Source organism: Rosistilla carotiformis (assembly GCF_007753095.1).
GTDB lineage: Bacteria > Planctomycetota > Planctomycetia > Pirellulales > Pirellulaceae > Rosistilla > Rosistilla carotiformis.
In genome coordinates this window covers 6,205,499-6,218,259 of sequence record NZ_CP036348.1, presented here as the reverse complement: position 1 = coordinate 6,218,259, position 12,761 = coordinate 6,205,499, and the positions used below count along the sequence as shown (strand labels likewise).

General features: G+C 58.3%; 10 protein-coding genes. 8 read left to right on the top strand and 2 right to left on the bottom strand.

From position 1 onward, the window contains the following. Positions 1-168 precede the first annotated feature (168 nt). Positions 169-921: an FHA domain-containing protein gene (locus Poly24_RS22645; RefSeq protein WP_145101104.1), complete on the top strand. Its 753-nt coding sequence runs from the start codon at positions 169-171 to the stop codon at positions 919-921. Positions 922-990: 69 nt separating this feature from the next. On the opposite strand, the gene Poly24_RS22640 is transcribed toward Poly24_RS22645, so the two are convergent. Continuing rightward, positions 991-2,334 (bottom strand): dihydroorotase, encoded by a 1,344-nt coding sequence (locus Poly24_RS22640; RefSeq protein ID WP_145101101.1) that lies wholly within the window; start codon positions 2,332-2,334, stop codon positions 991-993. 255 nt (positions 2,335-2,589) lie between these two features. Here Poly24_RS22640 and Poly24_RS22635 point away from each other — a divergent pair, with 255 nt between their 5' ends. The 7 genes from Poly24_RS22635 (at position 2,590) to tal (ending at position 9,953) form a co-directional block, all read left to right on the top strand. Then, positions 2,590-2,868 (top strand): hypothetical protein, encoded by a 279-nt coding sequence (locus tag Poly24_RS22635; protein ID WP_145101081.1) that lies wholly within the window; start codon positions 2,590-2,592, stop codon positions 2,866-2,868. A gap of 672 nt (positions 2,869-3,540) precedes the next feature. Next, on the top strand, positions 3,541-3,930 hold the full coding sequence (locus Poly24_RS27895) for a 2Fe-2S iron-sulfur cluster-binding protein (RefSeq protein ID WP_391556898.1): 390 nt from the start codon (positions 3,541-3,543) through the stop codon (positions 3,928-3,930). A gap of 15 nt (positions 3,931-3,945) precedes the next feature. After that, positions 3,946-5,505, top strand: coding sequence for a GMC family oxidoreductase (locus Poly24_RS22625; protein ID WP_145101075.1), 1,560 nt, complete (start codon positions 3,946-3,948; stop codon positions 5,503-5,505). Positions 5,506-5,701: 196 nt separating this feature from the next. Next, the gene (locus Poly24_RS22620; RefSeq protein ID WP_145101072.1) at positions 5,702-6,961 is read left to right on the top strand and encodes a vWA domain-containing protein; all 1,260 of its coding nucleotides are present in this window, start codon (positions 5,702-5,704) and stop codon (positions 6,959-6,961) included. Between the two features lie 200 nt (positions 6,962-7,161). Further along, positions 7,162-8,199 (top strand): aldo/keto reductase, encoded by a 1,038-nt coding sequence (locus Poly24_RS22615; RefSeq protein ID WP_145101069.1) that lies wholly within the window; start codon positions 7,162-7,164, stop codon positions 8,197-8,199. Positions 8,200-8,347: 148 nt separating this feature from the next. After that, positions 8,348-8,884, top strand: a complete 537-nt coding sequence (locus tag Poly24_RS22610) for a carboxypeptidase-like regulatory domain-containing protein (RefSeq protein ID WP_197452105.1) — start codon at positions 8,348-8,350, stop codon at positions 8,882-8,884. A 124-nt stretch (positions 8,885-9,008) separates the two neighbouring features. Further along, a complete protein-coding gene (tal, locus tag Poly24_RS22605; protein WP_145101063.1) occupies positions 9,009-9,953 on the top strand; it encodes a transaldolase in 945 nt (314 codons plus the stop codon). Between the two features lie 71 nt (positions 9,954-10,024). Here the strand turns inward: tal and Poly24_RS22600 are convergent, their stop codons facing one another. After that, entirely contained in the window at positions 10,025-12,625 is a 2,601-nt protein-coding gene (locus Poly24_RS22600; protein WP_197452104.1) for a DUF1559 family PulG-like putative transporter, read from the bottom strand. Between the last annotated feature and the right edge of the window lie 136 nt (positions 12,626-12,761).

The window sequence follows — 12,761 nt, the reverse complement described above, 5'->3', positions numbered from 1 at the left end:
ACACAGGCCGAATCCTCGGACGGTGAATTTTACAATCATTTAGTCTTATGGCTACGCTCGGCATGCCGATATCGGAGGCGTGACTTGCCGCGTTCAAGCTCCCTCACATTTTTAAGCTGCGAGGGACCCACCGCAGACTGGGGTCGTATCCAATCACCAATCCATCCCATGCAAGCTGAACTGATCGTTGCCAGCGGATCGCACCAAGGCCAGGGGCTCCGGATCACTCAAAATCCCTTTGTGATCGGCCGCAACGAATCGTCGGGACTTCGCATCAAGAGTTCATCGGTCAGCCGCCAACACTGCGCGATCATCGCTCGCGAGGGGAAGTTCTATGTTAAGGATCTTGGCAGTCGCAATGGGACGTTCGTCAACGACCAGAAATTGACCGACCGACAGTCGTGCCGAATTCGTTCGGGGGACACTTTGCAAGTTGGCAAAATGAAGCTGACGATGCGGATCGGCATGGCGGTCGACGTGCAAGAAGGAGAGACGACGGAGACGGCACCATCGAGCGAAACGCGGCGCGACGATCTTGCCAGCGGCGACGCATCGGCAACCAAGCGGCGATCTGAATCGCGTCGCGATGCAAACGGCGCCGACGTCGATCCGCCAAAGAAATCGTTGTCGCTCGACGGCGTCGATCTTTCCGCGTGGGGCAGCATGCCTGGAGACAAGCAATCGGACGAATTGCAGAACTACGCAGCGCAGCGGGCGACATCTCAAGCGGAAGCAGACAAGTCCAACAAAGCGAGCGGCAGCATCGAGTGGGACACCAACGAAACCAACAATTCGTTGGGTTTGAGCGAAGAGGAGGAGCGTCGACGCGTGCTCGAAGGGATCCGCAATCAGAAGTCCGCCTCGTCGCAAATCGCTGCCAGCGAAGCGATCCGCAAAATGTTAGGTGGTGGGAATCGCTAGCCGATCCGCCGTCGAGGTGCTCCGATTCGGAGCGTTCTCGCCGGCGCGGATCGTTGCTGCCGAAGACGTTTACGCCAGCCCCACGCCCTGCTCGGTCGCCCAGTAGCCGCCGCGCTGGTGATCGAACAGCGGCAGCGTTCCGCGAATCGAGTCATCGAAGCGGCCGCGATCGAAGACGCGCCGTCCGCCAACCCAAGTCGTCACGGGCCATCCGGTTAAGGTCTCGCCATCCCAAGGGGACCAACGACACTTCGTTTGCTGTTCTTCATTGCGGATCGTCTTCTGTTGTTCCAGATCGACCAACACCAGATCGGCATCATAGCCATCGGCGATCCGCCCCTTGCCGACGATTCCCCAAACGCGCGCCGGGGCATCACACATCCAATGGACCACCTGCTGCAGATCGCACTTCCCTTGCGCGACTTGGTTCAGCAGAAGGGGTAGGCTGTTTTCGACCGCTGGAAGACCGGAGGGACTCTTCGGATAAGGCTGTTGCTTTTCGGCGAGCGTATGGGGCGCGTGGTCGGTCGCGATGACTTGGATCGCACCGTCCAAAAGCGCCTGCCACAGTTGGCGATTGTCGTCGGCCGATTTGATCGACGGGTTCATTTGGATCAACGATCTGAGCCGGGCGTAATCGTCGACGTTGAAGAACAGGTGATGCGGGCAAACCTCTGCCGTAACATAAGGTCGTGCCGGAGTGATCAGTTCCAGTTCCGCAGCGGTCGAAACATGCAGGACATGGAAGCGGTGCTGATGCCGGACCGACAGATCGACAGCGCGCCGCGTGGCGATGTAAGCCGCTTCGGGGGACCGGATCCGCGAGTGATTGGTGATGTCGTCGCTGCCGGCGTATCGCTCGGCATTCGCGCGGACCGTCGTCTCGTCTTCGCAGTGGGCGCAGATCGGCATCTCGGTTTCGGCAAAGATCTGTTCCAACACCGCCTGTTCGTCGACAAGCATATTGCCTGTGCTGCTGCCGATGAAGATCTTGATCCCCGGCGTATCGCCGCTTGGTTTCAATTCGTCGAGATTGCTGGTGGTGGCTCCCATGTAGAAGCCATAGTTGACGGCGGAGTGGGTGGCGCCGAGGGCGTTCTTTTCGCGTAGCCGCTGCCGCGTCGTGGTCGTTGGATTCGTGTTGGGCATCTCGAGGAACGTCGTCACGCCGCCGGCGGCGCAGGCACGGCTGGCGTGGGCGAGGTCTTCTTTATGTTCCAGGCCGGGCTGGCGAAAGTGAACCTGATCGTCGATCGCGCCGGGCAACAGATGCAGCCCGCTGGCGTCGATCGTTTCATCGGCGACCGTCGCGGGGCTGGGATCGACCACGATTCGACCATCGTCGATCAGCACCGATGCCTTGCCGATTTGATCGGGGAATACGACCGTTGCGTTTTTGATGAGAGTTTTCATCCGTTGTGGCTGCACTTTCGTTTCGTGGGGGTGGGCCTGTTGCTATCACAACTTTGTGGATCAATCCAACGATCAATGCAAGCCCCAAGGAGGCGTGCGGAACTTGAACCAATTTTTCAATTCGATCGAGCTTTCCCCAAAATAGTTTTCCTGCCACAATCCGCCTCGCCCATTGGATCCCGCAACTGCTTTTCTGTCGGACAAGGAATGTGTCGACAATCGGTTGCGGGGCTTGTCTTGCGGAAAGGAATCCTGATGACAACTCTATTGGCCGCTGCGTTTGGCATTCACGCCTTTGCGATCCCCGTGTTTGGGATCGCGGTTTTGATCGCTAGCAAGCTTTCGATCGCCGACAAGAAGTTTGCGGAAAGCCTGTTCATGGCGGCGCTGACACTGGTCACGCTGGTCACACTGCGAACGGTCGCCAACAACGATCCCGCCTGGCTAACTCACACTCTGACCCTGGCGGTAATGATTCTCGGCGCGGTTTGGTTGCCGTCGATGCACGACGTTCAAGCTGCAAACCGAAGCTAGTGCTCGAGCGGACGTGGATGCCGCGAACGCTAAGTGAATAGAAATCGCGTTTCTTCGCGATGGGCGGGGGAGTTGTCGCATCGGACGACATTTGCCGAAGAACGAACGTCTGTCTTCATTCGAACGCTGGTTGGTCGTGGGGCGAATCCTTTCGCTTAGGCAGCGTTCGATATCTCTATTAGACGTAATATGGGTCGGTCTCACGCAAAGGTCGCATGGCTGCGTTGATCGAAAATCCGCTGATGGTTAGACCGAGAACGATTAAAAGTATTCCTGACATCGAAAGCTCCTTACAAGTGGCGGGTTACACTGAAAGGTAAATGCATTCGTCGTGCCCAAGATCGACAGGGGGCGGCTGCGTTCGATGTAAGTTATTGCAGGGGAACACTTTGCAGCGTGGGACGTTTCCGTCAATCGCGATCTTCGCCAGCATTCCCGCGCCATCAATCCGACAACACCGTCTCATTTTCGACGGGCCAGACTGCTTCTCCCTATCAACACAAACGTTTTGACAGCGGGTGCTTTGGCCTGCTGCGGGGGGCGGCAATCGTCCGGAGGGCGGGGGGCGTATACCTAGGAATATGTGGCATTTTAGGTTGTGAACCACCATTTTGGAGCGTAGTATTCCTACACTACAAGTGTACACATTCTGGTGTTCGGTAACCGTGCAGCGTGAGATTCAAGCCTGTGCCCACCATCCGATTTTCCAACACAGCGATTTCTTGCGACGCGGGGGACAACCTTCGCAAAGTCCTGCTGCGCTCCAAGGCGCCGGTTTACAACGGTATCGCGCGCGTTGTAAATTGTCGCGGCATGGGCGTTTGCGGGATGTGTGCGGTGAGATTGCGTGGGAGCGTATCGTGGCCGTCGCGTTATGAAAACGCACTTCTGAATTTGGTTCCGGGAGCCGGCACTTTAGGTCTGCGGCTTGCCTGCCTCTGTACCGTTCATGGCGATGTCTCGGTCGAAAAGTTTGGCGGCGTGTGGGGAACCGATACCGCAGCGCGTCGCCATTTTGGCCGAAAACCGACCTCCGCTGAACTCCCGACTCAGCAGCATTGAAGATCAACCGCCGCGATGACATCTCCCGCCTCGTATGACTACATCATTATTGGAGCGGGAAGTGCCGGCTGCGTGCTGGCCGCTCGATTGGCGAACGATTCGACGGCGCGGATTCTGTTGTTGGAAGCTGGCCGTGAGCACCGCAAGCAAAGTGCGGTCGAACGCCCCGCGGAATATCTGAACCTGCAAGGAACGTCGGTCGATTGGAGCTATTCGACGACGAAGTCTGCAGGGCTTGCCGGGCGCACGGTGATCTGCCCACGCGGTCGCATGCTGGGGGGCTCCAGCGGCATCAACGCGATGATCTATAGCGAGGGGATGTCGGAAGATTTGGGAGCTTGGCAGCAAATTGCGGGAGCCGATTGGAGCCTCGAATCGATCGAGGCTTCGATGAGTCAAGTGCGCCGCGATTTGGAATCGAAAGGTTCTATCGAGTTCCCTGCCGAGATCGCTCCCGCGTGCCAAGCGTTCCTCTCGGCGGCGAACTCTGCGTGCGCTCGCGGGGAAATCATCGGCAGGCCTGAAATTTATCGTCGGACAACTCGCCGGGGCGTTCGTCAAACGGCAATGCAGGCGTTCCTTGGCGATAATCCGCCGCCGAACGTGACGATCCGCAGCGACACGGTGGTGCAACGCATCGAAATCCGCAATCAGCGTGCGACGGGAGTGGTCGTTGGGGAGGGGGCGAATGCGGAGACGATCGGGGCGAAACGGGCCGTGGTTTTATCGGCAGGTGCGATCGCGTCCCCCCAGTTGTTGATGCTTTCGGGAGTCGGGCCAAGGTCGCAACTGGCTGAGCATGGAATCACAACCTTGGTTGATTTGCCCGCGGTGGGACAACGGTTGGTCGATCATCTCGCTTTCCCGGTGATCTTTGCGACCAAAGCCACCGCCGGGTTTCCGAGCCGCTGGTCGATGCGCGACCTGGCGCGATGGGACTACTTGCGGCGCGGTCCGGTCGGATCGAATCTGGCGGAGGTGGGCGGCTTCTTTGATTTGCCAGCCGACAGCGCGTTGCCGGCAGATCGGTGGATGCGGGCGATTCAGTTCCATGTCACGCCAACGCACTACTTGCGCTATCCTGCTGCCGATGCGCCGCCGGCGTTCACGCTAGCCGTGACGGGATCACAACCCTTGAGCCGCGGTACGATTTCGCTTCGGTCCTCAAGTGTCAACGATCCCCCGAACATCGATCCCGGTTATTTAAGCGCGCCCGAGGATCTGACGGTTTTGGCCGAAGGGGTTGCGATGGCGCGACAGATCGCCAGCCAATCCCCGCTGGCCGATTGGGTCGATCAAGAAATTTTGCCTGGTGAGAAACGGAGCAGCACCGATCAGGTGGAGCGTGCTATTCGACGGTTTTCGATGACGATGTACCACCCCGCGGGCAGTTGTTCGATGGGAGCTGACGCACACGATAGCGTTGTCGATCCGCAGTTTGGTGTTTTCGGAATCGATGGCCTCTACGTTGCCGACGCTTCTATTTTTCCAACCCTTCCGCGGGCAAATCCCCAAGCCACCGTGATGATGGTCGGCTATCGCGCGGCCGATGTGATTGCAAGTCGTCACGCGTGAAGGGCGATTCTGCGCGACGGGCTTTCCGGTAGGGCGACCGCACGATTTTATCTGCCCATAGGCTGCGATCTTCCGTGGGGCGTGCTATAACCGCAGAAGAGTCGAACCCCCAACGCCGGGGCGGTTTGCGGTCGCAAACGTCGACCGGTCGACCTGCGAACCGGCCCCGAGGACTACGTGCAGAGGTCCCGCTCCGATGCCGATCCCTACCAAAGTTTCCGTTTCCCCCGTCAAGCTGTCGAGTTCAAGCGCTGATTGGCGTGGGTATGCGACCAGTGCGACGGTACATGCGATCGTGTTGCTGACGCTCGCGCTGGTGATCGCGGGAAAGCGTGGGGTTGCAACCTTCATCGTGACGGCAAGTGAAGCCACGGCGGAGGGCGAATTGTTGGTGACGCTGCCGCTGGAAAACAGCCCCCCTCCGCGGGCACTTGCCGAACCGGTCGTGGTGGATGAGGTGTTGGTTCCTCCGCCGCCGACCACCATCGCCACCACTCCGATTCGCGTCGACGTACCGTCACGTCTGCCAGCTCACCGAAGCGGCGCTCTCGATGGGTTGGGGGGAGCTGTGGTTCCCGTTGCCCATGCGGTTCCTGTGTCGAGTCCATCCGATGCAACGGGGGATTCGCAAACCGAACCTGGCGAAAACGATGCGCCACACGCCACGTTCTTTGGAAGCCACGCCTATGGCAACAACTTCGTCTTTATCCTGGATGCCTCGCCCAGCATGATCGGTGCGCGCTACCAGCGGGCCTGCGACGAGCTTGTGTCATCGCTGACGAAGCTGACGGATCAGCAATCGTTTTACGTTTTCTTGTTCAGTTGGCGAACGCAGTTAATGTTTGATGGGCCACTCGCGTCGATGCAATTTATCCCGGCGACGGACGAGAATGTCGACCGGTTTCGGCAGTGGTTGTACATGCAAGATGTACGCAAAAACAACGGAACCGACCCACGCGTGCCGTTGGATCTGGCAGAGCGTTTGCGCCCCGACGCTGTTTTCCTACTCTCCGATGGTGAATTCAATAAACCGCCGCGGTGGAATCCGGGCATCCCGACGCGAGCGCTGCCGCAGCACAGCGTCGTGCGTTTGGTGGAGATGATTTACGAAACGATTCCGCTGCACTGCATCGCGTTTGAAATTGCCGCCTGCGAACCGGGGTTGCGAGCGTTAGCGGAGCTGACTGGCGGAAGTTGTCGGTTTGTGCCCAAGCAGCGTCCCGATGCAGACCAGGTGCTGATGGCCAAGATCGAGCACCAATTGAGACTTGCCGACCCGCAGGGAACCGGTGATGGATTCCACGCTCAACAGGCGCGGATCACGATCGCCAGTTCGTTGGTCGCCAAGGGGTTCCTCGACGAGGCGCGAGAAATGATCGCGGTCTTGGACGACAAGAAGTTGCCTCCACGGCTGCAGCGCAAGCTCGATTCGGTGCATCGGGATTTGCTTAAATAGCCCGCGCGGTTTCTCTGCCATCGCTTATTTGCGGGTGGAAGCCACCTGTTTTGTGGTTCTAACGTGGTGTTTTGCCGGTTCGGCACAGTGAGGTCTTTGCCCAGGTCTGGTTAACAAACCAAGGTCAGTCAGTATAGTAATCGCGACAGGATTACCGAATTCGCCGACAACCGAGTCAAGCAACCCAGGAGAGTGAGACGATGCAGCGACGTCCTTTAGGCCGCAGTGGTTTGGTCGTGTCCGAGATTTGCATGGGAACCATGACGTTTGGTTCGCAGTGCGACGAGCCGACATCGTTTGCGATTATGGATCGCGCCTTCGAAGCGGGAATCGACTTCTTCGATGCCGCCGAGCTTTATCCCGTGCCGCCCAATGCGGAGACCGTCGGCGTGACCGAAGAAATCGTCGGGCGTTGGATGAAGACGAAGCCTCGCGACCAAGTCCTGATCGCATCAAAAATTACGGGTCCCGGCCACGGTTGGTTTCGCCCGCCGGTTCGGGGTGGCGTCACGGCGATCGATCGGCATCAAATCATCCGCTGTTGCGATCAAAGCTTGCGGCGTTTGGGGACCGACTACATCGATCTTTATCAAACGCATTGGCCCGACCATTTCATGCGTTACGAAGATACCTTGGGCGCGCTGACCGAGCTTAAGCAAGCGGGCAAAGTCCGCGCGATCGGTTGCAGCAATGAAACGTCGTGGGGGGTGATGAAAAGCCTGTGGCAGGCCGAAAAACATGGCACGATGCGATACGACACCGTGCAGAATAACTTCAGTTTGATTAACCGTCGCTGCGAAAATGAACTCGCGCAGGTCTGCCGTCAGGAGGATGTTGCCCTGCTGCCCTATTCACCGCTGGGAGGGGGCGTCTTGACGGGAAAATACAACGACCAGAATCCACCTGGCGGTCGCTTCACCGGCTACCTTGAAAAGGGCGAACCGCGACAGCAAAGGATGGCGCAGCGGTTTGTTAATCCGCGGACGATTGAGACGACGCGTCGGCTGAAAGCGATCGCTGACGATATCGGTGTGTCGTTAACCGCTCTTGCTGTCGCTTGGAGCAAGCAGCACGATTTCGTTGCGTCGACGATCATTGGCGCAACGACGATTGGTCAGTTGAACGAATCGTTACCCGCGGCCGATCTGGTGCTGGATCAAGAGACGTTGGACCGGATCGACGCGATCGATGTCGAAATTCCCAATCCGATGACCGAGGACGGGCTGCGTCGTCTGTAGATTGCTAGCGGTGAAATTCATGTAGTTTTGCTGAGCTTTTTCGGCATATTTTGGAACGCCTTGGAATTCCATCAAGCTTCGCTTGCGGAGGGTCGATGACCGATCAAATCCGATGGAAATTATCCCCGCAGGCGTGCTGGAAGCTCCTATGAAATTTCGACAAACGTTGCAATCGTTTTTGGTGGTCTGGACCTGTCTCGGACTCTCGGTTCCGGGAGTCTCGTTTGCCCATGGCAAGCCGGAAAGTGGTCAAACGGAGGGGGCGATACCCGTCGCGCCCCGTGTCCAAGATGTCGCCTTGCATCGCGATGGCACGCTCCAAGGAGCGGTCGTTGAGAGTAATGGAAAGCCGATCGAAGACGCGCCGGTCGTGATCGGTCGGTTCGGGAAACCGATCGCCGAATTGCGGACCGATTCCCAAGGGCGGTTTGTGGTCGGCGGTCTGGAGGCTGGGATCTATCAGGTCGTCACTCACGGCCGAGCCGAGCATTGCCGCGTTTGGACGCCCGGAACGGCCCCCGAGTCCGCAAAGCTGGGCGTCATCCATGTCGCCGATCCCGAGGTGGCCCGCGGTGCAGGGAACGGACGACTGCACGCGGTCTTTTGTCACCCGTTATTTGCATTTGCCGTCGCTGCGGCGTCCGTTGCGATTCCGATCGCTATCGACAGCAATGACGCCAGCTGAGCTTTCTGCGCCGCGAACCGCTCGGCCAAATCCCGCCAATGTGTGGTATATCCAGCCCTGCGCGGTTGATACATTGATATTGTAGGCAAGCGAAACATCACAACCGTGCCAGGAGATCTGAAGCGTGAATCAGTTAGAACAGCTGAAGCAATACACAACCGTGGTTGCCGACACCGGTGACTTCGAGACGATGAAGCAGTACCAACCTCAGGACGCGACGACCAATCCGTCGTTGATCCTGCAAGCGGCCGGTAAACCCGAATACGCCCACCTGATCGAACAAGCGGCTCGCGAAGCGGGAAGCAAGGGGACCGAGGCGGTCATCGATCGCGTGCTGATTCTGTTTGGACTGGAGATCCTGAAGATCGTACCTGGCCGCGTTTCGACCGAAGTCGATGCACGGTTGTCGTTTGACACGAAGGGAACGATCGACAAAGCGCATCAGCTGATCGCAGCTTACGAAGCCGAAGGGATCTCGCGGGACCGCGTGCTGATCAAGATCGCGTCGACCTGGGAAGGAATCCGCGCGGCTGAACAGCTGGAGCGCGAAGGGATCCACTGCAACCTGACGCTCCTTTTCTCGTTCGCTCAAGCGGTCGCATGCGCCGAAGCGGGCGTGCAGCTGATCTCACCGTTTGTCGGACGGATCTACGATTGGCACAAAGCGAAAGAGGGACGTGATTTTGCGGGTGCCGAAGACCCGGGAGTGATCTCGGTCACGTCGATCTACAACTACTACAAAAAGTTTGGCTATAAGACCGAGGTGATGGGGGCGTCGTTCCGCAACATTGGTCAGATCACCTCTTTGGCCGGCTGCGATCTGCTGACCATCAGCCCTAATCTGCTTCAAGAACTGGCCGATTCGGAGTCCGCGATCCAACCGACGTTGTCGGTCGAAGCAGCTCAGCAATCAGACCAGGAACGCATCTCCTTGGACGAGAAATCGTTCCGATTTGAGTTCAATGAAGATGCAATGGCCACCGAAAAAACGGCCGAGGGGATTCGCAAGTTCGCTGCCGATGTGGTGAAGCTTGAAAAGATCGACGCGATCGCCGGAGCGGCTTGTTAGTCCACCGTCCCGCGATGGTTTCGGCCTGTGAAAACACGGGCCGAAACCCAGTCGGTCGCTTGGACTGGCGGCTACTGGAAGTCGACAATTTCTCCACCCGCCATCGTCGCCATTGCGGCGATGGTCTTGGGGGCCACGTCTGCAGGTTGCAGGAGAACCGCTCCGTCTGCCAGCATGATGTAAAAGCCATTCGGCCGTGCCCCTCCCAGTCCATTGAGAGGCTGCTGCGGGTCGTAGGTAAGATCGTCCGGCTTGGTCCAGATGACCGATCGGTCAGGGTTCGCTTCGACCGCCATGATCGTATTGGACGTCCCATCGGTGATCTCGCCGAACCGCGTGGCGCGATCGTTTTGCATCAGCGTCCCAGGACCGTCGAAGGTCAAAAAGATCGTCTCGCCCGCTGGCAATTCGATTCCGGGCGAGGCAAACACGCTTGGCATCTTTTCGATCAGCGCCTTGTTGTGCTCACTGTCCCAGGGCTCATCGAGATGGAACTGTTTGTACAGATCCCCCTGTTCCAGGAACGGTAGCACGTGAACCCGCCAGCTGAGCCCGGTCGCTTTTTCGCTCGCGTTCACTCGCCGTGCTGGTAACTGGCCATAGGTGTCATGGTAGTTGTGCATCGCCAAAGCAATCTGCTTTAGGTTGTTGGAACTTCCCATTCCCTGTGCCGATGCTCTGGCCCCCTGGACTGCGGGCAGCAGCAGTCCGACGTGAAACGCAGCTTCCAGATCCAGGATATTCTCCAGCTGCAATACCAATTGGTCTGCTTCGGCCCGCGGCGTTAGCTCTTTGTACTTCGCGAGAATCATCCGCTTCAGATAAGCCTGCACCGGTTCCGCGATCGGGCTGTTCGTTGCTTGTATCGAATCGGTGATCGTCTGCAGCAACTGATTCGCACCGAATTCCAGCGCTTGCCGCGAGATCGCGTCGAGATTGCCCACCGAGGAATCGCCACGCGGCGACATTTGCAGCGACACGTACGGCGACTCTTTGAACGAGATCGTCAGGCCGGCAGAATCGAGATGGTCGGGCAATGACTTCAGGTTGGCAAGCTGTGGCGGCAGCGGGGGCATCTCCGAGGCCATGGCTTGGGCAAACAGTTGGATCTTCGCCATGTCAAACGCGACCAACAACCTGCCGCTGCCATGCATCTGCCGCATGCGGCGCCCCAATTTGCTGTTTTCGGTGACCTCGGGTTTGGCTTCCTGCATCGCCAAAACCTGCTTGAGTGCATTCTCCGTCCCTACGAACACCGTGCCATCGGGAAGCGTGCCGTAACCGCCGGCAAATCCAGTCTTGGCCGCTGTCTTTTGGTAGCTAAAATCGCCGACGCTTGCGTCGACCGTCTTAAAGGGCAACCGCACCGCCAGTTCAGCACCAACGATCGGTTTCAGCAGTACGCCCCAGCAGACAGCCTGTTCGATGGGCGCAACGCTCAGAAAACCAACGGCCGACTGGATCGTGGCGGGATCGACGCCCAGCATCTGATTGGCCAGGTTCGCGAACAGTTCGTGTGGCAAGAATTTCAGCGAGGGGTCTTCAACGAGCGAGGCCGGATCGAAACTTCCGACAAGATACGCATTCAGCGGCACGTGGCGTTGTAACGCAACGAGTCCCAGGTGCGAATTTCGCTCCAGGTGACGGTATTCACCCACGATGCGATCGAACTTCTCCGATTCCTCGGTCTTGCGATAGAGACCCGCAATTTCATTGAGTGTCATCAGTTGCGATGGGACATCGACGCCCAAGCGATTTTCGATCCTCCGCGTCTCCAACAGTGCCGCCTCGGCCTCGGCCAAGCGGCCCAGGTCGCGATAAAAGATTGCTTTGTTGTACAAGAGTGTTGCGTAGCGGACGGTCTCCTTGCCTATCGTCTGCTCATACATTTCAAGCGACGTATCGAAAGCGGCTTCCGCCTGCTCGGTCTGGCCGGTTTGGGTCAAGGCGGTGGCTAGGGTGCCGTATTCGCTGGCTAGTTTTGGGGTGATGCCCGCGATCTCTTTTCGCGTGGCCAGCGCCTCGGGGCTTAACGCAGCGACACGATCGAACTGCTTTGCCGCCAGCAACGCTTCCACTTCTTTGGAAGTCTTTATCGCTGCATTGTAGCGATCGATCGCTTCGGGCGTCGCTTGGGCGAGTTGTTGGGCGCGGCGGTTCAAACAAACCAGGTCATTGTAAGCTTCCAGTTTCAGGTCGGTCCGACGGCGTGCGATGTTAATCGTCTGACTGTAGAGCTCCGCAGAGCGTTTGTATTCACCGAGTTCGTAGAGCGAGAAGGCCAGCAGGCCGCCATCCCCTTGGGGTGTCGCGCGGTAAGCATTCGTGAGGTCGACGTTGTCAGCACCGAGTTGCTCCTCCGCCATTTCCAGCAACTTCACTTCGGTAACAAACAGTTCGTTCAGCTTTTTGAGCGCTAAATCGGTCTGTTGCTTCTGGTCAGCATCGCGATACTCGTTAATGAGTTGCGACTTCCGCTGGACCAGTGAATCGTAGTCTTCGGGGATCGCCGAATCGACCTCGGTGGCGGGTTCTGCCGGTTCGGCGGGTACCGCGGGACTTGCTTCGCTGGGGGTTGCTGGGGCGGGCGCAGTTGCATCGGCGGCAGGCTGCGCCCATGCCAGAGAGGGTGTCCACATGACGAACAGTAGGAAGGCAGTTTGGGTCTTCATTTCAGCGGTTCCGTAATGTGTTTCACTCGGCGGCGAGCATCGGATGGATCGGCAGAGCGGGAACGTCTCGCTCGTTTTGCCTGCGTTCAGAAGGCGGTGGGGGCTTCGCCGACGCTCCCCCCCGTCCTTCATTTCT